The 22,451-nt window shown below is 45.1% G+C and carries 22 protein-coding genes and 1 rRNA gene; 19 read left to right on the top strand and 4 right to left on the bottom strand.

Annotated elements, in window-relative coordinates; translation table 11 throughout:
• Positions 1–211: 211 nt before the first annotated feature.
• The 14 genes from ubiG (at position 212) to FTU42_RS00050 (ending at position 12,453) form a co-directional block, all read left to right on the top strand.
• Positions 212–940: a bifunctional 2-polyprenyl-6-hydroxyphenol methylase/3-demethylubiquinol 3-O-methyltransferase UbiG gene (gene ubiG / locus FTU42_RS00115; RefSeq protein WP_100357013.1), complete on the top strand. Its 729-nt coding sequence runs from the start codon at positions 212–214 to the stop codon at positions 938–940.
• Positions 937–1,626 (top strand): HAD family hydrolase, encoded by a 690-nt coding sequence (locus tag FTU42_RS00110; protein WP_180082870.1) that lies wholly within the window; start codon positions 937–939, stop codon positions 1,624–1,626. Before ubiG ends, FTU42_RS00110 begins: the two co-directional genes overlap by 4 nt.
• Positions 1,627–1,665: 39 nt before the next feature.
• Positions 1,666–2,412, top strand: a complete 747-nt coding sequence (locus tag FTU42_RS00105; RefSeq protein WP_005173370.1) for a YciK family oxidoreductase — start codon at positions 1,666–1,668, stop codon at positions 2,410–2,412.
• A 362-nt stretch (positions 2,413–2,774) separates the two neighbouring features.
• Positions 2,775–3,194, top strand: coding sequence for a hypothetical protein (locus FTU42_RS00100; protein ID WP_074383818.1), 420 nt, complete (start codon positions 2,775–2,777; stop codon positions 3,192–3,194).
• 181 nt (positions 3,195–3,375) lie between these two features.
• The gene (locus FTU42_RS00095; RefSeq protein ID WP_005173373.1) at positions 3,376–3,531 is read left to right on the top strand and encodes a hypothetical protein; all 156 of its coding nucleotides are present in this window, start codon (positions 3,376–3,378) and stop codon (positions 3,529–3,531) included.
• Positions 3,532–3,844: 313 nt separating this feature from the next.
• Entirely contained in the window at positions 3,845–4,234 is a 390-nt protein-coding gene (locus FTU42_RS00090; RefSeq protein WP_005173376.1) for an RcnB family protein, read from the top strand.
• A 246-nt stretch (positions 4,235–4,480) separates the two neighbouring features.
• Entirely contained in the window at positions 4,481–4,867 is a 387-nt protein-coding gene (locus FTU42_RS00085) for an RcnB family protein (RefSeq protein WP_180082869.1), read from the top strand.
• Positions 4,868–4,999: 132 nt separating this feature from the next.
• Positions 5,000–6,343 carry an amino-acid N-acetyltransferase gene (gene argA / locus FTU42_RS00080; RefSeq protein ID WP_114542064.1) on the top strand — a complete coding sequence of 448 codons (1,344 nt, stop codon included), beginning with the start codon at positions 5,000–5,002 and terminating at the stop codon, positions 6,341–6,343.
• 333 nt (positions 6,344–6,676) lie between these two features.
• The gene (locus tag FTU42_RS00075; RefSeq protein WP_180082868.1) at positions 6,677–7,633 is read left to right on the top strand and encodes a sulfonate ABC transporter substrate-binding protein; all 957 of its coding nucleotides are present in this window, start codon (positions 6,677–6,679) and stop codon (positions 7,631–7,633) included.
• A 24-nt stretch (positions 7,634–7,657) separates the two neighbouring features.
• The gene (locus FTU42_RS00070; protein ID WP_004647162.1) at positions 7,658–8,653 is read left to right on the top strand and encodes an aliphatic sulfonate ABC transporter substrate-binding protein; all 996 of its coding nucleotides are present in this window, start codon (positions 7,658–7,660) and stop codon (positions 8,651–8,653) included.
• A gap of 36 nt (positions 8,654–8,689) precedes the next feature.
• The gene (gene ssuD / locus FTU42_RS00065; RefSeq protein ID WP_180074919.1) at positions 8,690–9,865 is read left to right on the top strand and encodes an FMNH2-dependent alkanesulfonate monooxygenase; all 1,176 of its coding nucleotides are present in this window, start codon (positions 8,690–8,692) and stop codon (positions 9,863–9,865) included.
• Complete coding sequence (gene ssuC / locus FTU42_RS00060) at positions 9,865–10,680, top strand: aliphatic sulfonate ABC transporter permease SsuC (RefSeq protein ID WP_180074918.1); 816 nt, start codon at positions 9,865–9,867, stop codon at positions 10,678–10,680. The genes ssuD and ssuC overlap by 1 nt, the downstream gene beginning before the upstream one ends.
• 20 nt (positions 10,681–10,700) lie before the next feature.
• Complete coding sequence (locus tag FTU42_RS00055) at positions 10,701–11,507, top strand: ABC transporter ATP-binding protein (RefSeq protein ID WP_100329557.1); 807 nt, start codon at positions 10,701–10,703, stop codon at positions 11,505–11,507.
• Positions 11,508–11,832: 325 nt separating this feature from the next.
• Positions 11,833–12,453 (top strand): TetR family transcriptional regulator C-terminal domain-containing protein, encoded by a 621-nt coding sequence (locus FTU42_RS00050; RefSeq protein ID WP_005173402.1) that lies wholly within the window; start codon positions 11,833–11,835, stop codon positions 12,451–12,453.
• A 66-nt stretch (positions 12,454–12,519) separates the two neighbouring features.
• On the opposite strand, the gene FTU42_RS00045 is transcribed toward FTU42_RS00050, so the two are convergent.
• Positions 12,520–13,083 carry a 5'-methylthioadenosine/S-adenosylhomocysteine nucleosidase gene (locus tag FTU42_RS00045; protein ID WP_005173404.1) on the bottom strand — a complete coding sequence of 188 codons (564 nt, stop codon included), beginning with the start codon at positions 13,081–13,083 and terminating at the stop codon, positions 12,520–12,522.
• Between the two features lie 243 nt (positions 13,084–13,326).
• Here FTU42_RS00045 and ribF point away from each other — a divergent pair, with 243 nt between their 5' ends.
• The 5 genes from ribF to FTU42_RS00020 all read left to right on the top strand — a co-directional run bounded on the left by ribF (position 13,327) and on the right by FTU42_RS00020 (position 18,924).
• Positions 13,327–14,328, top strand: a complete 1,002-nt coding sequence (gene ribF / locus FTU42_RS00040; RefSeq protein ID WP_180082867.1) for a bifunctional riboflavin kinase/FAD synthetase — start codon at positions 13,327–13,329, stop codon at positions 14,326–14,328.
• A gap of 64 nt (positions 14,329–14,392) precedes the next feature.
• Positions 14,393–17,239 (top strand): isoleucine--tRNA ligase, encoded by a 2,847-nt coding sequence (ileS, locus tag FTU42_RS00035; RefSeq protein WP_180082866.1) that lies wholly within the window; start codon positions 14,393–14,395, stop codon positions 17,237–17,239.
• Positions 17,232–17,771 carry a signal peptidase II gene (gene lspA, locus FTU42_RS00030; protein WP_074383807.1) on the top strand — a complete coding sequence of 180 codons (540 nt, stop codon included), beginning with the start codon at positions 17,232–17,234 and terminating at the stop codon, positions 17,769–17,771. The genes ileS and lspA overlap by 8 nt, the downstream gene beginning before the upstream one ends.
• Positions 17,764–18,246 carry a peptidylprolyl isomerase gene (locus FTU42_RS00025; RefSeq protein ID WP_100354970.1) on the top strand — a complete coding sequence of 161 codons (483 nt, stop codon included), beginning with the start codon at positions 17,764–17,766 and terminating at the stop codon, positions 18,244–18,246. The genes lspA and FTU42_RS00025 overlap by 8 nt, the downstream gene beginning before the upstream one ends.
• A 135-nt stretch (positions 18,247–18,381) precedes the next feature.
• Positions 18,382–18,924 (top strand): NADPH-dependent FMN reductase, encoded by a 543-nt coding sequence (locus FTU42_RS00020; RefSeq protein ID WP_100354971.1) that lies wholly within the window; start codon positions 18,382–18,384, stop codon positions 18,922–18,924.
• 760 nt (positions 18,925–19,684) lie between these two features.
• On the opposite strand, the gene FTU42_RS00015 is transcribed toward FTU42_RS00020, so the two are convergent.
• The 3 genes from FTU42_RS00015 to rrf form a co-directional block, all read right to left on the bottom strand.
• Complete coding sequence (locus FTU42_RS00015) at positions 19,685–20,857, bottom strand: PQQ-dependent sugar dehydrogenase (RefSeq protein ID WP_180082865.1); 1,173 nt, start codon at positions 20,855–20,857, stop codon at positions 19,685–19,687.
• Between the two features lie 156 nt (positions 20,858–21,013).
• Positions 21,014–22,161, bottom strand: a protein-coding gene (locus FTU42_RS00010; RefSeq protein ID WP_100358110.1) for an IS3 family transposase whose coding sequence is annotated in 2 segments (ribosomal slippage) — positions 21,014–21,915 and positions 21,915–22,161 — 1,149 coding nt in all. Because the reading frame shifts where the segments join, the coding sequence is not laid out codon by codon here.
• A gap of 180 nt (positions 22,162–22,341) precedes the next feature.
• Positions 22,342–22,451: ribosomal RNA gene (rrf, locus tag FTU42_RS00005) — 5S ribosomal RNA — on the bottom strand; the annotation flags it as partial.

Below are 22,451 nucleotides of genomic sequence, written 5' to 3'. Positions count from 1 at the left end.
TAAATCATTATGCTTAGTGTATGGGTTCACTATAAATCAATTATGCCGATTTCGTTTTCATTCTGTGAACTTTTTTGCTGCTTTTATCGCTTTTTCTGCCAGAATCGCTACACTAAAGCAGAGGACTGATTTTCAAGGTTTTAAGTCAGTCACTCTGGCCATTCGGCCCCTATGTATTTTTAGATAATCACGACTGATTGAGGTGACACCGATGTCGCAATTGAATGTTGATCCACAAGAAATTGCCAAGTTTGAAGCATTTGCAGCTATATGGTGGGATCAGCATTCCGAGTTCCGCCCCTTGCACATGATTAATCCACTACGTTTAAATTGGATTGATGAACATGCCGGTGGCCTGAGCGGCAAGAAAATCCTGGATGTCGGCTGTGGTGGCGGCATTCTGGCCGAAAGTATGGCGCGCCGTGGTGCCGATGTACTTGGCATTGATATGGGTGCTGCCCCGCTGAATGTGGCGCGGATTCATGCCGAACAGGAAGGTGTCAGCAATATCGAATACCGTCAGGTGCCGGTCGAGCAACTGGCAGAGGAGCAGGCTGGCCAATACGACATTGTGACCTGCATGGAAATGCTGGAACATGTGCCAGATCCGGCCTCGATTATTCAGGCCTGTCACAAGCTGGTCAAGCCAGGTGGCCATGTGTTCTTCTCGACCATTAATCGTAATCCGAAATCGTATTTATTTGCCATTATTGGTGCAGAATATGTGCTGCGGATGCTGGCCAAAGGCACCCATGATTACAGCAAATTTATCAAGCCGTCCGAGCTGGCGCACGATATTCGTAATGCCGGCTTAAAACTCAAAGACATGACCGGTCTGCACTACAATCCGCTCACCAAACGCTACTGGCTGGCACCAAATGTCGATGTCAACTATATGGTCTATACAGTCAAAGAAAGCCAGAACGAGACCAGCGCATGAAAGCCGTTTTATTTGACCTCGATGGCACCCTGATTGATACCGCGGCCGATTTTATCCGGATTATCCAGCAGATGTGCCGTGAAGAAGGCCGCGCGCTGGTCGAACCCGAACTGATCCGGACTCAGGTCTCCGAAGGCGCACGCGCCATGGTGAAACTGGTCTATCCGGAACTGGAACTGGAAGATCCGGTATTTCTGCAACATCGTCAGCGCTTTCTGGACATGTACGGCGCAGACATTGCAGTCGATACCGATCTGTTTAAGGGCATGTATCCGTTACTGGAACAGCTGGAAGCACAGGATGTTCCCTGGGGCATCGTCACCAATAAACCACGCTGGCTCAGTGAATCTTTATTAAAAGCATTAAACCTGACCGAGCGCTGTGCCGTGCTGGTCTGTCCGGAAGATGTGACCCGTACCAAGCCCGACCCTGAACCGATGTATCTGGCTGCCAAGCAACTGGGGCTTGCGGCAGAAGACTGTATCTACATTGGCGATCATCCGCGCGATATTGATGCAGGACGCCATGCCAAAATGCCTACCATTCTGGCAGCTTACGGTTATTTACCACTGCAATACAAAGATGACTTAACAGCCTGGCAAGCCGACTATATAGTGAACACGGTGGCAGAATTACAACAGCTGATTCAGACCTTACTACGCAAACAGCAGACTGCAGTATCTTGAACGCTTAAAACTGAACAATAACAAATAAGGAGGTAGATAATGAAATATTCAGCCTATCAACCTCGCCCCGATCTGCTCAAGGATCGTATTATCCTGATCACAGGTGCGGGCGATGGCATTGGACGTGCGGCAGCAATCAGTTATGCCTTGCATGGTGCAACCGTGGTGCTGCATGGACGTACCCTGAATAAACTGGAAGTCATCTATGATGAAATTGAAAGTTTAGGTGCACCGCAACCTGCCATCTTGCCGCTACAGCTCTCCAGTGCTTCGGAACAGGATTATGAGCTTCTGCTCGACACCCTGGACCGTCAGTTTGGCCGTCTGGATGGGATCTTGCACAATGCCGGCATCCTTGGTGAGCGTACAGAACTGGCGCATTATTCGCCTGAGGTCTGGGATGATGTCATGGCAGTCAATCTGCGGGCGCCTTTTGTCATGACCCAGGCGCTATTACCGCTCTTATCCAAATCTGAACATGCTTCGGTGGTATTTGCCAGCTCGGGTGTAGGCCGCGAAGCCCGGGAACGCTGGGGTGCATATTCGGTATCTAAAATCGCGATTGAAGCCGTAAACCAGTTATTTGCCAAGGAACAGGTACATCCGAATATCCGCTATAACTGCATCAATCCCGGGGCAACACGGACTGCCATGCGTGCCAGGGCCTATCCCAATGAAGATCCCAAGACCCTGCCAACACCAGATTCGATTATGCCGGCCTATCTGTATCTGATGGGCGATGACAGCCTGCATATGAATGGTCAGAGTATCGATGCACAAGATTAAAATCATCTTGGTTTAATATCAGCAAGCGCCTGCTGTTGCTGTCCCACAATTGTATTGAGTGGATTTTGGATACGCGAGTGTGACAGGAATGTCACACCTTAGCCATCCTGACAAGGATGGTGGGTATGGCGAACAAAAGATTTTTGCCTACTTTGGGTCTGTCAAAAGTAGGATTTCGCCGACACAAGCCATTTAAATATTTGAAGAAAAGATGATGAGACAGCAATGCAGTAATCGCTGCCTTTTCATTTCCGTTTGAGCTTCGCACAGTGAATAAATCTTCCGCAGCCTGATACAGCCAGCCTTGAGTTCCCCTCAAATTACAGCATACTAAGCTCCAACAAATTTCACTCGAGTGCACCATGACTGAATTAAACAACATGACCGTAAGCAACCTGGAAGATGGCATGGTTTCACTGTTGATCGATCAACAGCCGATTTCAGAAAAATATGACACCAAGTTTGAAGCCAGTATTGTGGATGACATCAAGGCACTCGAAAATGGTCAGAAACTGAAATTATTCGATCAGTTTGTTTTTTCACATAGTGATCTGAATTTTGAACATGCGTATTATTATGTGACCGGAATTGAAAAATTAGACGATCGCTATCGTCTGGCCAAGCATTTTGTTTATCGCATTAAAATTGAAGGTCAACCCGAAATTGAGCATGTGATCAGCAATCAGGGGAAAGCCATGACTGCCGAAGATGTCCGTAGCTTTATTCAGGCACATGTACAAAAATCACTTAACGATTATACCGATCTGAATTACGCGTATTAAAAGCCACGCAATTTATATCTACGAGGGCACTTCCTAAAAGTGCCTTTTTTTAGCCTGTGTTTTATCAGCCTGACAATCAATCGATTTTTTATATCAAATTTATAAAATTATTCGGTTTTTCAAATAAATTGTTCTGAGCTATGCTTTTCTGATCCCATATAGCTTAAATCAGGAACACAGCATGGCTGACCAAAAACGTAAAATTGACACCATTCGCCGCATCGAACATTTGCAGTTATCCGAGGCTCTCATTGTGGCACTCGATGATGCAGTTCAAGCTGAATCGGTGGCTGCAGCGATTCAGTCCTTGCAAGGTTTGACCGAGCAATGGAATTAATATCCAGAAAGTTTTTAGAATTTTCTGTGTTTTAAGCCGATCATATATCGTTTCGGTGTGACTTCAATGCTGTTTTTTTGAGCTAAATCATCGATTTTAGCTTGCATGTTTGCCCTCACTTTGATGAGATAAGAACCAGGCTCAGCCTGTCGGGTCATCGGACAAATGCTCAGCCTAAGCTCATGTAAAATCATGACATAATCATAATATCTCTGCATTTGTTATAAAACTGGTGCCTGTTCTTCACAGTTTCTCTGTAATCTTTCCGTATATTAGACACAGTAGAACATGAACAATTTAATGAGGGTTCAACATGAAAAAGGTTTTGGTGGCATTAGCGATCTCCTGCAGTACATTCATGCTGAGTCATGTTGCAATAGCCTCCCCTCATTTCAATGCTGAATCACAAATGGATAGCCGTCATGGGCATGGCAAGAAAGGCCGTGAATTCCGTGAAAATGATCAAGGGCAACATGATAAACGCCGTATGCGTGAAGAACGCGGGGTCAAACGCCTGCAACAGCTCAGATGGCAGCCTGGCTATGTCATGCCGCAGCATTATCGTGGCAATGGCTATAAAGTCGAATATAAAGAGCATAACCTGCCTCGACCAGATCGCAAACAGCAGTGGTATAAAATCAACAATGACTACATTCTGGTCAATTCTGAAAATAACAGCATTATCCGGATTGTGGGGGATTAATTCACCATCCTGTTCAAGCTCCGATCCTCGTATCGACTCAACCATGTTTGGGTCTTTTTTTATTTTCAGCAATTGAAAATTTTTGAACTAAAACTCCTGCTGATTTTCACACTTTTGGTTTAAGTGATTTATCTTCTAAATTTCTTCATGAATTTAACAATTTAACTAAATAGCCCTCACGCTTTCTATGTACTTATTCGCTAATTTAATCTCATCAAAATCAGATCTACATTTTAGGTGAGAGCCATGAAAAAAGTCCTAACTACAATTGCGTTATCCCTAAGTGCTTTGTTGGCTACTTCTGCAATGGCAGCACCACAGCATGACTCGCGTTATGACCATAATCCGCATAAATCGGCACCACACTGGAATGCCAAAGACAGCAAGAAATGGAATGACGACCGTCGCTGGAATGATGACCGCCGTCATAACAACCGTATGGTCAATCCAAGCCGTGACTGGCGCGTAGGACAAACTTTACCTCGCCAATATGACAACAAACGTTTTGAAGTAAGTGATCGCGAAGCACGCCGTTTGCCAAATACCGATCGTTTCCAGCAATGGTACAAGGTCAACAATGACTACGTTCTGGTCAATGAGCGTACCAACAAAATTGTACGAATCATTAACTAAGCTTTCTCCATTACTGCTCGTCTTGCAGACACCTGAAGTCCCCTTCAGGTGTTTTTTTATATCTGCACTTCCACTTGCATTTTTTTTCATTAGAATCAAAGCTGGATCTTCAATCATTGAAATGGGCACAGCATGACTCCAGCAGAAACGTCACAAAGCACAACTTTGCAATATGTGCACTGGTTTCGCCATTCTGCGCCTTATATCAATGCGCACCGCAATAAAACCTTTGTAATCATGTTTGATGGCGAAGCCGTCTTAAATGATAACTTTCAGCATATTATTCACGATATTGCTTTATTACATTCTTTGGGCATTCGGCTGATTCTGGTACATGGTGCACGTCCGCAAATTAACCAGAATCTGGCTCAAAGCCAGATTACGACGCCTTTTTACCAGCAGCGTCGGGTCACCACACGTGAATCTTTAAGCTGCGTGATGAATGCCGTCGGTTCGATCCGCCTACAAATTGAAGCACTGCTGTCTATGGGACTGGCCAATTCGCCGATGTATGGCGCCCGGATTGATACCGTTTCAGGGAATTTTGTCACCGCCAAGCCGTATGGCATCCGCGACGGTATCGATTTTCAGCTGACCGGTGAAGTGCGTGCAGTTGATACTGACGCGATTCAGCGCCATCTGGACAATCATAATATTGTGGTGCTTGGCCCGACCGGTTATTCCACTACCGGAGAAGTTTTTAATCTGCTGGCTGAAGAAGTTGCTACCAAAACTGCGATTCGCCTTAAGGCAGATAAACTGATTTTTCTCGGTAAGCAGCATGGTCTGATGGACAGTAACGGCCAACTCAAACGCGAAGTGACACCGCAACAACTGGATGATTTTATTCCGGTCGAACAAGATGCGCTTGAAAGAGGACTACAAGTGAAAGCCGCACAGGAAGCCTCAATGAACGGCGTACATCGGGTGCATCTGATTTCTTATGCCTATGATGGTGCCCTGCTGGAAGAGCTGTTCACCCGGGATGGTTCCGGAACTCTGGTCACCGACGCGCATTATGAAGAAGTGCGGATGGCCGATATTCAGGATGTTGGCGGCCTGATCGGTTTGCTGCGTCCACTGGAAGAAGAAGGCATTCTGGTCTATCGCTCCCGTGAACGTCTGGAAAATGAAATCAACCAGTTTGCCGTAATCGAACGGGACGGCATGATTCTAGCCTGTGCCGCCCTTTATCCGATTCCGACGACGGGTGATGAATTGCGTTCTGCAGAAATTGCCTGTGTTGCGGTACATCCAAGTTATCGCAAGTCTAATCGGGGCAGCCAGATCCTGCATTATCTTGAAGAAAAAGCCAAAAGCATGCAGATCCAGCAACTGTTTATTTTAACCACCCGCACTGCACACTGGTTTCTGGAACAGGGCTTTGAACCGGCTTCAGTCGATGACCTGCCGGATGCCCGTCAGGCTTTTTATAATTATCAACGTAATTCAATTGTTTGCAAAAAGTCACTTTAAAGTGGCTTTTTCTTTCAGTGCTTTAGCTTAATTTCAGATAAAGATATCTGGCAATCTCGATTTAAATTTTAAAATTCTATTACTGGTTTTTAGCTAAACATATCAACAGATTAGATTTAAAAAAATAACTATAAATTTCATAATCTTGATTAATTTAAATATTAAATCTTTATTTTTATATAAATCACTTTTCTGCATAAGTTTTGCGCTTTTTTATTTATCTTTTTTCTTCATTAGAAATTCCTGAATAGTTATTTTTTTAGAAAAACAAAAACGATTAGCGTGTGTCTAAGTTTTCATTCACTAGTTTTTCACTTTCGGGAGTTTTGATTCATGCGCCAATCTCATGTTCAGTTTTTAACAAAGACTGCGGTACTCGGTACTGCGATGGCGGGTGTCATGATGCTTTCAGGCTGCTCGAAAAAAGAAGAGACCATTACCCTGAATATCGGTTTCCAAAAATACGGCGTATTACCGATTTTAAAAGAACGCGGTACCCTGGAAACCAGCTTAAAACAGCAAGGGGTCAATGTGAAATGGGTAGAATTTCCGGCTGGCCCGCAATTGCTTGAAGGCCTGAATGTCGGCAGCGTCTCTTTTGGTGAAGCCGGTGAAGCACCGCCAATTTTTGCTCAGGCGGCCAACTCAAATCTGGTCTATGTGGCCAATCAGCCGCAAGCACCTAAGGCCGAAGCCTTAATTGTACCGAAAGATTCAACAATCCAGTCCATTCAGGATCTGAAAGGTAAACGGGTGGCCCTGAACAAAGGTTCAAACGTGCATTACCTGCTATTAAAAGTTCTGGAAGCCAACAAGCTGACACTCGGTGATATTGAAGTAATTTATTTACCACCTTCCGATGCACGTGCTGCGTTTGAACGTGGTGCAGTCGATGCCTGGGTGATCTGGGATCCTTTCTTTGCAGCTGCTGAACATCAGATTGGTGCACGTGTCATTGCCAGCGGTGAAAATGTGGTGAGCAACCACCAATTCTATCTGGCAGATCGCAAGTTCGCAGAAAGCCATCCTCAGGTGGTACAGGCGGTTGTCAATGAACTAAACCTGACCACGGACTGGGTCGCAAAAAATCAGGACGCTGCCGCTCAGCTCCTGCAAAAACCGACAGGTCTAGCCGTCGATGTCTTAAAAACCTCTATTTCACGCATGGGCTTCGGTGTTAAACCCCTCACGACTGACGTGATTCAAAAACAGCAACAGGTCGCCGATGCGTTTTATGCGCAGCAGCTGATTCCACAAAAGCTGAATATTGATGCAGCAATTATTAAATAACAGCAGAATAATTCGAGAATAAAGATGAGTCATATAAAAACAGTTTCTTATATCAGCTTAGCGCTATTGAGCTTTAGTCTGACTGGCTGCCAGAAACAGGAACCACAGCAAACGGCTGCCGCAGAAACCACGTCAGCGCAACAAGTTAAAACCATTGCGATTGGCTTTCAGAAATCAGCCTTAAATCTGCTGGTGGCACGTGATGAAAAGCTGTTAGAACAACAATTTCCCAATGCCAAAATTGAATGGAAAGAGTTTCCGGCAGGCCCACAAATGCTGGAAGCCTTAGCAGTCGGTGCAGTGGATTATGGCTATGTGGGAAATACTCCGCCTATTTTTGCACAGGCGGCAGACAAAGCCCTGAGCTACGTGGCCTTTGAAAAAGTGGCGGGAAATTCTTTGGCCGTGGTCGTGCCGAAAGACAGTGCCATTCAAAATATTCAACAATTGAAAGGAAAACGGATCGCGGTGCAGAAAGGTTCAAGTGCCCATGAACTTCTGGCCAAAACCCTGGAAAAAGCCGGATTAAGCTGGTCAGAGATTCAAGCCGTCTGGCTTCCCCCTGCGGATGCACGTGCTGCTTTTGACAAAAAAGCCATTGATGCCTGGGCAATCTGGGATCCCTTCCTGGGTGCAGCCGAGTTCGACAGCAAGGTTAAGGTGCTGATTGAATCTAGTGACTTTCCACAAACCTACTCCTTTTATATCGGCAATCCCGAATTTATTCAGAAGCATCCGGATAGCCCCGGGAAGTTTATCCAGGCTTTAAATGCATCTGACCAGTGGATTCTTAAAAACCAGGCTGTAGCTCTAGATATTTATCAGAAAAGTACCGGTCTGAAACCGGATGTAGCGAAGATTGCATTTGAGCGTCGTCTTAAACCTTCGCCGGTACAACCATTAACGACGGAAGTGATCAAAGCTCAACAGAATATTGCCGATCTCTTCCAGCAGGTTCAACTGATTCCCAAAACCATCAGCGTCCAGCAACAGATCTGGTCGCCAGCGGCCACACATTGATGAGCAAACAAGATCATTTAATTTAAGGAATATTACATGAAAATTTTCTGGTTTATCCCCACTCATGGCGACAGTCGTTACTTAGGCACCAGCAAGGGCGCACGTGTTGTAGATCATGCCTACATGAAGCAGATTGCCGTTGCGGTAGATAACTTAGGTTATGAAGGTGTCCTGATTCCGACTGGCCGTTCTTGTGAAGATCCATGGTTAACTGCAGCCAGCCTGATTGATGCGACCAAAAAATTAAAATTCCTGGTGGCATTGCGTCCAGGCGTGACCACGCCGGCACTGGCTGCACGTATGGCCGCGACCTTTGACCGCTTGTCTAATGGCCGAGTACTGCTGAATCTGGTGACTGGCGGTGACGAGCAGGAGCTAAAAGGTGATGGCGTCTATGAAGATCACACAACCCGTTATAAAACGGCGACCGAATACACCACCATCTGGCGTGAAATTTTAAAACGCTCACATACCGGTGAAAGCTTTAGCTTCCATGGCGAACGCTTAAGTGTCGACGAGGCAAAATTGCTGTATCCACCAATCCAGCAACCACATCCGCCTTTATGGTTTGGCGGTTCATCAGATGATGCCATTGAACTGGCTACGGATCAGGTCGACACTTACCTGACCTGGGGCGAGCCACCGGCCGCAGTCAAAGAAAAAATTGCAGTGGTAAAAGCCAAGGCCGCAGCTAAAGGTCGTGAATTGAATTACGGGATCCGTTTACACGTGATCGTACGCGAAACCAATGAGCAGGCCTGGGCGGCGGCTGAAGAACTGATTCAGTATGTGGATGATGCCACTATCGCTGCAGCCCAAGCCAAATTCAAATCCATGGACTCGGTCGGTCAGCGCCGTATGGCAGAACTGCACAATGGCGATCGCAGTAAACTCGAAGTTTCTCCGAACCTGTGGGCAGGCGTAGGTCTGGTTCGTGGTGGTGCAGGTACGGCACTGGTCGGCGATCCGGAAACTGTCGCTGCACGTATCCAGGAATATGCAGCTCTGGGAATTAGCACCTTTATTTTCTCAGGCTATCCACATCTGGAAGAATCAATCCGTTTTGCCGAACTGGTATTCCCTTTACTTCCACTGGAAACCCAGCAAAAACTCACTCAACCAAACTTGACCGGTCCATTTGGTGAAATCGTGGCGAACAACTATACACCGGACGAGAACAAGCAGGCTGAGAAAATTAAGGAGTCTGCTTAATGTCAAAAGTCGTTTCCGTTGAAACCCTGGCCCAAAAGCAGGTTTCACGTGGAACAATTCTGGGGCAGCATCTGCTGCCCTGGCTGGTTCCAATTTTTTTGATTGCGATTTGGCAGATTGCCTCTAGTACAGGCCTGCTGGAAAGCCGGATTCTGCCTGCACCGAGTGCAGTGGTTTTAGCCTTCTGGAATTTATTGCTCAGCGGTGAGCTATGGACGAATGTGCAAGTCAGTGCGGGGCGTGCCATCAGTGGCTTACTGGTGGGTGGTGGTTTGGGCCTATTACTGGGCCTGTTAAATGGCTCATCCAGAACTGCCTCTACCCTGCTCGATACCACCTTGCAGATGATCCGCAATATTCCTGCACTGGCACTTATTCCCCTCGTGATTTTATGGTTCGGGATTGATGAATCTGCCAAATTGTTTCTGGTAGCGATTGGGGTATTTTTCCCGATTTATATCAATACCTATCATGGGATTCGTTCCGTCGATCCGCAATTGATCGAGATGGGCAAAAGCTACGGCTTAACTCGCTGGCAACTGTATAAAGAAATTATTCTGCCGGGTGCGATGCCGTCAATTATGGTCGGACTGCGTTTTTCTCTAGGTCTGGTCTGGGTACTGTTAATCGTTGCCGAAACTATTTCTGCTCAGTCTGGTATTGGTTATATGACCATGAATGCACGTGAATTTTTGCAAACTGACGTGGTCTTGGTGGGTATTTTACTGTATGCCCTGCTTGGCAAACTGGCCGATGTTCTGGCCGTGGCCTTAGAGCGATTCCTGTTGCGCTGGCATGCCGGCTATCAAAAATAAAGAATAAATGAGAGCATGTGATGACTGATCTGAGTTTAGGGCGTCATGTCAATGACCCGATTGCACCACCCGAGCAACCTGCGAAAGATATCAATCCGAATGCAGCCCTTGGTGCCGAAATCATTATTGAACAATTGCACAAATTTTATGGTTCAGTCAAAGTTCTGGAAGATCTGGATCTGCATATTCAACCGGGCGAATTTCTAGCGATTGTCGGTCGTAGTGGTTGTGGTAAAAGTACCCTTTTGCGCCTGATTGCTGATCTGGAAAAACAGAGTTATGGCGAAATCAAGTTTAAATCCGCACGGCATATCCGTGAAGGAATTACTGCAGATGATATTCGGGTGATGTTTCAAGACCCGCGCCTGCTGCCATGGCGTAGCATCGAACAGAATGTACAATTAGGCCTCGGCAAAGAGCAACATGCCAAAGCTTCACACATGCTGGAAAAAGTGGGCTTAAAAGAAAAAGCCGGGCTGTGGCCATCACAGTTGTCTGGCGGTCAACGTCAACGGACGGCCCTAGCACGTGCATTATCGCATCAGCCCCGTATTCTGCTGCTGGATGAACCACTCGGCGCCCTGGATGCCCTGACACGTCTGGAGATGCAAAACCTGATCGAACGCTTATGGACCGAGCAAGGCTTTACCGCGATTCTGGTGACTCATGATGTCAGTGAGGCAGTGCAACTGGCAGACCGGATTATCCTGCTGGATAAGGGTCATATTGCCAAAGAGTTTCGGGTTGGCTTGCCACGTCCACGGCAAAAAAGTCTGAAATTTGCAGAACTGGAACAGCAAGTCTTACAGGCAGTTTTGGCCACCTAAATATCCGATGAAGCCCAGAATAGGGGAGTTTTGGGTTTCATCTTCAAGCCAAGTCCTGAGCTGAATTTAAAACTGCAGGCTAATCTGGGTCATAAAAGCATTCATTTTTTGACTCTATTTCAAAATAAAAATATTTCAATAATTTAAGTATTTTCATAAACTTGCATTTTTTGCTCTGGCTTGATGCATTTAAGCCATTTTAAATATTGATCTAGAGAATAAATCATCATTATTCAAAAAATTAGCCATGGACTGTGTGCACAAATCTGATGATTTGCCGTACAATTGAGGATTCCCATTTTTTCATTGTTTTTTATATTTGCTAATGGAACAAAAAAAGAGTACTCAAAAACGCAACCAGCTGCTGAATGCTGCACTAGATGTATTTTCCCTGTACGGTTTTAATGGGGCAAGTCTAGATGAAATTGCACAGATTGCAGAAATGCATAAGTCGAATATTTTCTATTATTATGAAAATAAAGAAGCCCTCTATGTAGAGGTATTGACCACCGTTCTACAAAAATGGCTGGCACCTTTACAAACCCTTGAGGCCGAACTTGAGCCTGAAGAAGCGATTACCAACTATTTAATGCAAAAAATTGAAGTATCGCGTACCCAGCCTAAAGCATCTCGTTTGTTTGCTTTAGAGGTGATCCAAGGCGCACCGCATATACTGGAAATTTTAAAAGGCCCACTAAAGAAACTGGTGAAGCGTAAAGCCAAAGTCATTTCTAACTGGCAGGAACAGGGCAAGATTTCAGCAGATATCGATCCTGAATTGCTGATTCTGAATATTTGGGCCCTTACCCAGAACTATGCAGATTTTTCGACCCAGATGGAAATGGTGACAGGGAAAACCTTGCGTAACCGCAGTATGCAGCAACGCATTATCCAGCATACGGTCAATATGATGTTATACGGCGTAATTCCACGTACGGATAAATAAGCAAGCGCTTCTGATTGGCATACGACCATAGCTGCTATGGTCGCCGAGCAAACTTACCCTTCTCTCTTATTTTACCATTCGATATAAATCTAATAACTTTTTCGCACCCAGTAACAGGTTTTCCTCCCAGTCCAGATGCGCAGTCTCATTGGCCCCATCCGTAATATACTTGACTGAAATCAGGCGAACACCGAGCTTCTTACACACTTTTGCCAGGGCATAACCTTCCATATCGACCAGATGACATGGCACTTTCGCACTACCGGTTTCAAAACTGTCGCCTGTCCCGCAAATTCCTTTGGGTAAATGTTCAAAGAAAGCCTCCAGTTCAATCGCGGCAGGATAATCCTGATCCATGGGTGTTACGCCGACTTCAAAACCGAGTGGTGAAACATCCATATCACGCTGTACAAACTGACTGACTTCAATCAGGTCATGAGCATTAAAATGCGAGCTGCCGGCTGTACCCAAATTCAGCAAGGTTTTGCAGCCCGTTTTTTGAATCACCTCGAAGGCTTTAAAGGCTGCGTTCACTTTACCAATTCCGCTGTAATGCACATTTATGCCTTGAGCTTCAAACAAGCCTTTTGATTCATTGGGTAGCGCCATGATGAGTGCCAGATTGGACATTTGAAATACCTGATATAAAGAAAAATACAAAGAAAAGCGCTGACATTAGAAAGCAAAATTCGCTGAATGAAAAGCAGGAATGCGCTGATCGGATCCATTTAAAGCGTCGAAAAACAATCTGATTTGATATTCAGGAAAATGAATTTTCAAGAAAAATATTGCATAAAAACACAACAACAAGACGAAACGGCGAGATTATGGCAATATATAGCCTCTCGATATTTCCAAGCACTTGATTTGCCCATGCAGCTGCTCCGTCTAAATGCTTTAGCATCTCATTCTGAACTACCCAAAACGGCCGTGACAATCGGCAATTTTGACGGCGTGCATTTAGGTCATCAGGCGATGATCCGTCAGCTGCAACAAGTGGCTGAAGCACAGGGCTTAAAATCTGTTGTAATGATTTTTGAGCCGCAACCGCTTGAATATTTTAAGGGTTATGAAGCCCCACCGCGGATTTCATCCTTACGTGAAAAAGTCGAATACCTGACTGAACTCGGTGTGGACTATATTGCGGTGGCGAAATTCGATCATACTTTTCGCAGCCTGACTGCAGAAGCCTTTGCCGATATTTTAAAAGACAAACTCAATGCACAGCATCTGGTACTCGGTGATGACTTTCACTTCGGTAAAAACCGTCAGGGCAATAGCGAATTCCTGCGCAATTATGGTTTCCAAGTCACCAATTTAAGCACCATTGCTTTAGAGGGTGAACGGGTCAGTTCAACCCGGATTCGTCAAACTTTACAAGCAGGCGATTTAGCCCTTGCTGCCAAATTACTCGGCCGACCCTATAGCATTACCGGACGGGTGCAATACGGCGATCAGATTGGCCGAACCATTGATTTCCCAACCATTAATGTACGACTAAACCGGCATAAGCCCTGTCTGAATGGCATTTATGGGGTTGAAGTCATCTGTGAAACTGAATCCCTCAGGGATAAAGTAAAACATGATCATGCTACTAAAACAGGCATTGCGGGTTATGACCCCACTGCCCTGTTTGGTGCGGGTCATGTGGGAACACGCCCAGCCATCAAACAAGCCCATCCAGAATGGCGATTAGAAGTACATTTTCCGGATGTTTCTGCTAATCTGTATGGCCTGTTAATGCGGGTGACGTTCTTAAACTATTTACATGGCGAAAAGGACTATCCTTCGCTTGAAGCGCTAAAAGCCGGAATTGATGATGATGTCGAGAAACTGCTGGAGTTTCGTCGAAATCATCCTACATTTCCCTTTTAATATCCCATATTTTTATTGTAAAACGTGTCAGTAACATAACTGATTAGATTGGAAGACGACTTGCATGAGCGATAAGCAAACTCCTGAAAATGCAGTGGACTATAAAGCCACGCTAAACCTCCCAGGTACTGAATTTGCAATGAAAGCAAATTTGGCAGTACGTGAAGCGAAATGGTTAGAAGAGTGGTATGCCGACAACATTTATCAGCAGATTCGTGCGTCGCGTATTGGCAAGAAAAAATATGTACTTCATGACGGCCCTCCCTATGCAAATGGTCAAATCCATTTGGGTCATGCAGTCAATAAAGTATTAAAAGACATCATCATCAAAAGCCGCGTGATGGATGGTTTTGATGCACCCTATGTACCGGGCTGGGACTGTCACGGTCTGCCAATCGAACTCAAAGTTGAAGAAAAAGTCGGTAAAGTCGGCGTCAAGGTAGATGCTTCTACCTTCCGTAAAGCCTGCCGTGAATATGCCTACACCCAAGTTGAACTGCAAAAGAAAGACTTCGTGCGTATGGGTGTATTCGGTGATTGGGACAACCCTTACCTGACCATGAACTTCAAACAGGAAGCCGACATCGTTCGTTCATTGGGTGCGATTGCTAAAGCCGGTCATATCGAGCCGGGTCTGAAACCGGTGAACTGGTGTCTGGACTGTGGTTCGTCGCTCGCTGAAGCTGAAGTTGAATATGAAGATAAAAAATCAGATGCCATTGATGTCGGTTTTACGGTGGTTGATTTAGCGGATTTATCTGCACGTTTGGGTGTAACTGTTAGTGATTCAACAGACATCGTCATCTGGACCACCACGCCTTGGACACTACCTGCCAACCAGGCCGTTGCTGTACATGCCGAAATTGAGTATCAACTGGTTAAAGCACGTGGTGACGAAAAGCCGGTGCAAAACTTTATCCTGGCCAAAGATCTGGTGGAATCGGCAACTGAGCGTTATGGTTTTACTTCATTCGAAGTAATTGCAGGCTTTAGCGGTAGCAAACTTGAACATCTTGTTCTGCAACATCCTTTAATTAGCGATCGTCAGGTACCGGTCATTTTGGGCGAGCACGTGATTGCCACCAGTGGTACTGGTGCAGTACATACGGCTCCGGGTCATGGTGTGGACGACTATAAAGTGGGCTTATTGTACAACTTGAAAGTTGACAATCCAGTCGGCGGAAATGGGGTGTATTTACCGACTTCGCCACTGTTTGCGGGTGAGCACATTTATAAAGCCAATCCACAAATTATTGCGGCGCTGGGTGAAGCCAATAAGCTGTGGGCACATAAGCCAATCAAGCATAGCTACCCACATTGCTGGCGTCATAAAACCCCGATTATCTTCCGTGCCACACCACAATGGTTTATCAGCATGGATGCCAAAGGCCTGCGTCAGGGCGCGTTGAATGCGATTGAAAATGACATCCAATTCGTTCCAGATTGGGGTAAAAATCGAATTCAGGCCATGATCGAAGGTCGTCCGGACTGGTGTATTTCACGTCAACGTACTTGGGGCGTGCCAATTCCGTTCTTCGTACATAAAGACACCAATGAATTGCACCCACGTACACCTGAATTGATCGAAATCGTAGCAAAACTGATTGAACAAGAAGGCATTGATGGTTGGTACAACCGTGATGCATCTGAATTCATCGGTGCAGACGCGGAGCAATACAATGCTGTACGCGATACGCTAGACGTTTGGTTCGACTCTGGTACCACCCATTATGCGGTACTGCGTGAACGTGAAGACTTAACTGATCCTGCTGATTTGTATCTTGAAGGTTCAGACCAGCACCGTGGCTGGTTCCAGTCATCGTTATTGACCTCGATTGCCATCAATGAACGCGCACCGTATAAAGGCTTGCTGACTCACGGTTTCGTGGTCGATGAAAAAGGCCGTAAGATGTCGAAATCGATCGGTAATGTAATCACACCGCAAGACATCATTAAAGATATGGGTGCAGACGGCTTACGTTTCTGGATCGCCTCTGCAGATTACCGTTATGAAATGACCGCGGGTAAAGAAATCTTTAGCCGTGCATCCGATGGTTATCGTCGTATCCGTAACACCTTGCGTTTCTTGTTAGCCAACTTGAATGGCTTCAAACCTTCAACAGATGCATTACCAGTCGATCAGTTGATTGCACTGGATCAATACATCCTGCAACGTGCAGCGGAAGTTCAGAAAACCGTTCAGCAAGCTTATGAAGATATGAACTTCCATATCGTGACCAGCGCATTAACTAACTTCTGTATCAACGACCTCGGTGGTTTCTACCTCGACATCATCAAAGACCGTCAATACACCACCAAAGCGGACTCAAAAGCGCGTCATTCTGCACAAACTGCGTTGTATCATCTGGTACAGGCCTTTGTGCGCTGGATGGCACCGATCCTGAGCTTTACTGCACAAGAAGCTTGGCCACTTATTCCTGAGCAATCAGAGAAATATGTATTCACCACTGAATGGTATGACATTCCGGTCGCGTCTACAGCCAACGTGATTTCAGAAGCAGAATGGCAAACCCTGATTGCGGTGAAGTCGGCCGTGAACAAGTTTATTGAAACTGCACGTGGTGCCAAAACAGTCGGCTCGAACCTGTCGGCGAAAGTTGAACTGTGGGCAACAGCAGAACTGAAAACCGTACTTGACCGTCTCGATGATGAATTACGCTTCGTTCTGATTACCTCGCAAGTGATCGTGAACGAGTTTGAGGCTACACAAGGTGAAGCCTCAGATCTTGAAGGGCTTAACGTGAAAGTCTCTGCGGCAGATGGCGAGAAATGTGTACGCTGCTGGCACGTGCTTCCGGATGTAAATACACATAGCTCACATCCAGGACTCTGTGGCCGTTGTATTATTAACCTTCCTACAGGCCAAGGCGAAGAGAGAAAATATGCCTAATACCCAGACTAAAAAGGGCTTATTCCAGTTCTATCCACATAATTTATGGTGGATTGGGCTGGCCATTGTGGCGATCATTCTGGATCAATGGACCAAATGGATTGCAGTGACGAATCTGAACTATGCAGATCCTATCCCTGTGCTGCCCTTTTTAAATTGGACACTATTGCATAACTATGGCGCTGCCTTTAGTTTTCTGTCCGATGCGGGTGGTTGGCAACGTTATTTCTTTACTTCACTGGCAGGGATTGTGTCTGTGATCTTTGTTTTTTGGCTAATGCGTATGCCAAAAAACATGAAGGTTTTACCGCTAGCAATTGCCCTGATTTTGGGTGGTGCAATCGGTAATTTAATCGACCGGGTCAGTCTCGGCTATGTGGTCGATTTTATTCATGTGTATTACCAGAACAGCCACTTCCCTGCTTTCAATATCGCAGACAGTGCCATCACGCTTGGCACTATTCTGATGCTAATTGATACCTTTTTCTTAGAAAAACATCGAATTCAACGGGCGCAAGCACAACATGACTGATTTTATTCATCCTAATGAAGAAACCCGGGTTGCAGACGGCTCTAAGGTCGAGCTGCATTTTTCTGTCGCGATCGAAAATGGTGTAGAAATTGACAATACCCGTAGCCGTGAAGCCCCGGTCAGCCTCACGATTGGCGATGGTAATTTATTGCCAGGCTTTGAAAAAGCACTGTTTGGTTTACGTGCCGGTGACCGTCGTACTGTAAGTCTGCCTCCGGAAGATGCTTTTGGTCCGTGGAATCCGGAAAACATCCAGAAGTTCGATACGGTGAAGTTTGGAGAACGTCCGATCGAGGGTCACATGATCGAGTTTGAAGACAAAGCCAAGGCGACCTTGTATGGTGTGGTACGTTCAGTCAATGATGACATCACCGAAGTGGACTTTAACCATCCACTGGCAGGCAAGAACATCACCTTTGAAGTGGAAATCTTTAAAGTAACCCCTGCCGGTCAGCAAGGCCTAAAGTTGATGTAAAACATCTGCTAATCGCATGATTTTTAAAAGCTCCTTCGGGAGCTTTTTTATACTCAGGATACAAATCATCTCTAGTCACCTCTCTGAAATCTGATTAATTTAATTGGATGATAAGAAACCCAGAAAGGAATAGGTATGAAAATTTATATTGTGGTCGGCAGTGTACGTGAGGGGCGTACCGCGCTTAAAGTGGCGCACTGGGTACTACAGGAAATTAAAAGCTATGGTTTTAGTACGCTTGAAATTGAAATTGTCGATTTAAAAGAATGGGCTCTTCCACTCTTTAGCGGTGCTCATCCGCCACTGACCGGGATCTATGATCAGCCCAAACAGCAAGACTGGGCAGACAAAATTGCGCGCGGCGATGCCTTTATTTTTATCACACCTGAATATAATCATGGCTACAGCCCTGCGCTAAAAAATGCGCTGGATTACCTTGCCAAGGAATGGCAAGGCAAACCGGCAGCCTATATTGGTTATGGTGTCACCAACGGTTCACGTTCAATAGACCAGATTCGTCAGGTCGGGACTCAACTTGGACTGATCGATACCAATGCCGTGATTGAAATCCGTGACATCTTCGCAAGAAATAAGGATTATTCGTTCCAGGGCAATGAATTTGATACTAAAAATCTAAAAGTAGTAGTAGATAAATTAATTCAGTATGTCAGTGCTTGAGACTTTAGCCGACAGCATCGTAGGTTTTCGCCTACAGCGACCGCTGCATATAGCGGCTATGTACTACGCTTAGTTAGGACTATAGTCACTACATAGACAGACAGGACGTCTGCAAAGCGATACGACAACAATAACAAGCGCAAATCAACAGGACGTTGACAGATTAGACAGGAGTCAGATCTGAGAAGCAAATCCAGAAAAGCCTCAACAGGATGTTGAGGCTTTTTTGTTTTTAAGCTTAGATCGTGATCTGTATGCATCAAAATATGATTTGCAAGAATAGTTATTTCCCCTAGACTTTTTATAATCTGCTGATACAGAGTAGGCTTAGTATTCAGGATCTGGCTAGTCAAAAATTTATCCTGATCAAGAGAAATATTCAGGTTGTATTCAATGATTCATTGAATAAAAATAATAATCATTCTTTCACTGCTATTTTTGAAATTCACCTGTCAGCTTTGACCTATAATCGATGCAGTTAAATGCCCTATTGGGCTACACTACTTCGGGCTATATTCGAGTCATACCAAGACAGGCAGTCTTATCAGAAAAATAAAAATATTCACCAAGCAGGATGCTGATCGGTGTAACAGACATTATACCTTTGCCAGAATATGAAAAGGCCTTCACAGAATGTCGAGGCCTTTTTCTTTCATATCAGGATCATCTTTAAAAAAAATTTATTCAGATCGTCAGCAGATCATGAGCATTCTGCCTCGCTCGATATTTCATGTTCAAATGCAGCCTTTCAAACAAAGGATTAAGGTGCTGTCATTTTTAATAACTTGGCTTGCGTGCCATCCTGAATTATCCAAAGCGTACCATCACTGGCCTGAATCGCGCCACGAATCCGCTCCTTCATATCCACACGCTGGACTTCTTTGACCGGATTCTGTGTCGTATCCACAATCACAAGCGCCTTGGAAGACAAACCAGTCGTGATCGCTTTATTTTTCCATTGTAGAAATACATTTCCTGTATAAAACAACAGATCTGAAGGAGAAATGACCGGCGTCCAATCCAGTGCTGGCGCTTCAAATTCCGGGCGAGTAGCATGGTCGGGAATGGGCTTGCCATCATAATGATCACCATTTGACACCACTGGATAACCATAATTTTTAGCTTTGATGATCTTATTCAGCTCATCCCCACCTTTGGGACCCATTTCAATCACCCAGAACTGCCCCTGTGGATCAAAAGCCATGCCTAAAGGATTGCGGTGTCCAAGACTCCAGATCTGCTGGGCAATTTTACCCTGATTCATAAAAGGATTATCAGCAGGAATTGAACCGTCATCATTTAAACGAATAATTTTACCGGCATTGGACTGCATATCCTGTGCTGGAGTAAATTGCTGCCGTTCCCCTGAACCGATCCAGAGCTTGCCATCCGGTCCAAATACAATCCGGTGTGCATAATGTCCCTGCCCTGAAAATTTAGGGACTTGAGTCCAGATCCGTTCAATTTGAGTCAATTGAGGGGTAGTCTGGTTTAAATCCAGTTTGCCACGGATCACCACTGCGCCATAGCCACCCTGACCTTGTTCAGCATAGCTGAGATAGACCCACTGATTGTTTGCAAAATCCGGATGTAAAGCGACTTCACCCAAGCCTCCTTGGCCACCATAGGCAACTTGAGGAATACCTTTAACTTCGACTTTCTGCTTGGTACGTGGATCAAAAAGTTGTAATTTTCCTTTACGTTCGGTAATCAGTAAACGGCCATCTTTGAGTGATGCAATTGCCCACGGCTCATTAAATTGTGCCACCTGTGCGATCTTATATTTTTGTACATTTGAGGCTGTAGCTTCAGATTTAGAAGATGAGGTGGAAGCCTCTTGAATACTGCCAGAAGATGAGTTATCGGCATGACAGGCAGTCAATGCCAAAGCACAACAACTGAGTAAAATTTTTATTTTAAATTGCGCTACCATCATCCTCTCCACGCTTTTTTATTCTCTAAATTAATATCACAATACACAAGTCTTCACAGAAATTCAGCATAGAAAAGTAAACAGATATATTTGCAGCAACAGCAGAGACTCGTTTTATAGTATTTGAATGGCTTTGATTGAATAGCCACCAAAATTCTAGACACACATAACCATCTTTTGATGGGCCTTTTCATAATCTAATGGAGAACGCTGACCATTGGAACCATGTCTGCGTTTTGAGTTATAGAACATCTCTATATATTCAAAGATATCCGACCTTGCTTCAGTTCTTGTCACATAGATTTTCTTCTTGATCCTCTCTCGCTTTAACAGCTGAAAGAAGCTCTCAGCAACAGCATTATCATGGCAGTTTCCACGCCGGCTCATACTGCTTTCAAGGTTGTGATGCTTGAGAAATGTCTGCCATTCATGACTGGTGTATTGGCTACCTTGATCAGAATGAATCAGGACTTTGTTCTTTGGGCTTCTTCGCCACAAAGCCATCAGTAGAGCATCTAAAACCAGATCTGTTGTGATTCTCGACTTCATAGACCAGCCAACGACTAGCCGTGAGAATAGGTCGATTACTACTGCAAGATACAGCCATCCTTCATGAGTGCGAATATAAGTGATGTCAGTCACCCACAACTGGTTGGGCTGGGTGGGGTTAAACTGTCTGTCTAAAGTATTTCGAGCCACAATCGATGGAGTACTAACATTAGCTCTAGGTTTGCGATAGCCACGCTGTGACTTGAGACCATTCGCCTTCATGAGTCGATGTACTCGATTGATACCGCAACTTTCGCCAACGTCTTTCAAATCACAATGAATCTTGCGATAACCGTAGACTCCGCCAGATTCCAACCAGAACTGTTTAATTAATCCTGAAAGCTGTTGCCGCTTCCTCGCAGTTATACTGGTAGGTTTCTTTAACCAGGCGTAATAACCACTGTGATGAACATCTAACGTTGAACATAAACGACGAACAGACCATATATGTTGGTTGTCCCGAATAAAGGCGTACCTCATTTGGACTGGCTTGCGAAGTACACCGCGGCCTTTTTTAATATGTCCCTTTCTTCAGTGACCCTTTGCAGCTCTTTTTTTAATTTCGCTAATTCTGTAGTTGGATCACTAGATTCTGTTGTCTTGGGCTGCTGTGGATCATAACGTTTGATCCAAGCATACAGACTATGTGTAGTGGTTCCTAAACGTGTAGCAACTTCAGCCACACTATGACCTTTCTCAGTGACTTGTTTTACTGCTTCAATTTTGAATTCTTCAGGGTATCGTTTACTGCTCATAAGCACCTCGTTAATTAGCCATTTTATCTAACTAAAAGGTGTCTACAAAATCGGTGGCTATTCAGATTTTACTTTTGGATCTAGCATCTAAATACCTGCCCCAATTTCATCTACTTATAATATTATCCCGCGCACAAAAAAACACCCCTAAGCCTTGGCTTGAGGGTGTTTCGAATAATGAGCTGGCGATGACTTACTCTCACATGGGTAACCCCACACTACCATCAGCGCAAAGAGGTTTCACTTCTGAGTTCGGGAAGGGATCAGGTGGTTCACTCTTGCTATTGTCG

Source organism: Acinetobacter sp. YH12102 (assembly GCF_013419125.1).
In the GTDB taxonomy this organism is placed as follows: domain Bacteria; phylum Pseudomonadota; class Gammaproteobacteria; order Pseudomonadales; family Moraxellaceae; genus Acinetobacter; species Acinetobacter pseudolwoffii.
The sequence above is the reverse complement of the archived record's forward strand: the minus strand, read 5'-3'. Positions and strand labels throughout refer to the sequence as shown.

What these genes read in the sequence shown, in the direction of transcription:
- ubiG (WP_100357013.1), top strand. Translation starts at nt 212, where the DNA reads ATGTCGCAATTGAATGTTGATCCACAAGAAATTGCCAAGTTTGAAGCA.
- FTU42_RS00110 (WP_180082870.1), top strand. Translation starts at nt 937, where the DNA reads ATGAAAGCCGTTTTATTTGACCTCGATGGCACCCTGATTGATACCGCG.
- FTU42_RS00105 (WP_005173370.1), top strand. Translation starts at nt 1,666, where the DNA reads ATGAAATATTCAGCCTATCAACCTCGCCCCGATCTGCTCAAGGATCGT.
- FTU42_RS00100 (WP_074383818.1), top strand. Translation starts at nt 2,775, where the DNA reads ATGACTGAATTAAACAACATGACCGTAAGCAACCTGGAAGATGGCATG.
- FTU42_RS00095 (WP_005173373.1), top strand. Translation starts at nt 3,376, where the DNA reads ATGGCTGACCAAAAACGTAAAATTGACACCATTCGCCGCATCGAACAT.
- FTU42_RS00090 (WP_005173376.1), top strand. Translation starts at nt 3,845, where the DNA reads ATGAAAAAGGTTTTGGTGGCATTAGCGATCTCCTGCAGTACATTCATG.
- FTU42_RS00085 (WP_180082869.1), top strand. Translation starts at nt 4,481, where the DNA reads ATGAAAAAAGTCCTAACTACAATTGCGTTATCCCTAAGTGCTTTGTTG.
- argA (WP_114542064.1), top strand. Translation starts at nt 5,000, where the DNA reads ATGACTCCAGCAGAAACGTCACAAAGCACAACTTTGCAATATGTGCAC.
- FTU42_RS00075 (WP_180082868.1), top strand. Translation starts at nt 6,677, where the DNA reads ATGCGCCAATCTCATGTTCAGTTTTTAACAAAGACTGCGGTACTCGGT.
- FTU42_RS00070 (WP_004647162.1), top strand. Translation starts at nt 7,658, where the DNA reads ATGAGTCATATAAAAACAGTTTCTTATATCAGCTTAGCGCTATTGAGC.
- ssuD (WP_180074919.1), top strand. Translation starts at nt 8,690, where the DNA reads ATGAAAATTTTCTGGTTTATCCCCACTCATGGCGACAGTCGTTACTTA.
- ssuC (WP_180074918.1), top strand. Translation starts at nt 9,865, where the DNA reads ATGTCAAAAGTCGTTTCCGTTGAAACCCTGGCCCAAAAGCAGGTTTCA.
- FTU42_RS00055 (WP_100329557.1), top strand. Translation starts at nt 10,701, where the DNA reads ATGACTGATCTGAGTTTAGGGCGTCATGTCAATGACCCGATTGCACCA.
- FTU42_RS00050 (WP_005173402.1), top strand. Translation starts at nt 11,833, where the DNA reads ATGGAACAAAAAAAGAGTACTCAAAAACGCAACCAGCTGCTGAATGCT.
- FTU42_RS00045 (WP_005173404.1), bottom strand. Translation starts at nt 13,083, where the DNA reads ATGTCCAATCTGGCACTCATCATGGCGCTACCCAATGAATCAAAAGGC.
- ribF (WP_180082867.1), top strand. Translation starts at nt 13,327, where the DNA reads ATGCAGCTGCTCCGTCTAAATGCTTTAGCATCTCATTCTGAACTACCC.
- ileS (WP_180082866.1), top strand. Translation starts at nt 14,393, where the DNA reads ATGAGCGATAAGCAAACTCCTGAAAATGCAGTGGACTATAAAGCCACG.
- lspA (WP_074383807.1), top strand. Translation starts at nt 17,232, where the DNA reads ATGCCTAATACCCAGACTAAAAAGGGCTTATTCCAGTTCTATCCACAT.
- FTU42_RS00025 (WP_100354970.1), top strand. Translation starts at nt 17,764, where the DNA reads ATGACTGATTTTATTCATCCTAATGAAGAAACCCGGGTTGCAGACGGC.
- FTU42_RS00020 (WP_100354971.1), top strand. Translation starts at nt 18,382, where the DNA reads ATGAAAATTTATATTGTGGTCGGCAGTGTACGTGAGGGGCGTACCGCG.
- FTU42_RS00015 (WP_180082865.1), bottom strand. Translation starts at nt 20,857, where the DNA reads ATGGTAGCGCAATTTAAAATAAAAATTTTACTCAGTTGTTGTGCTTTG.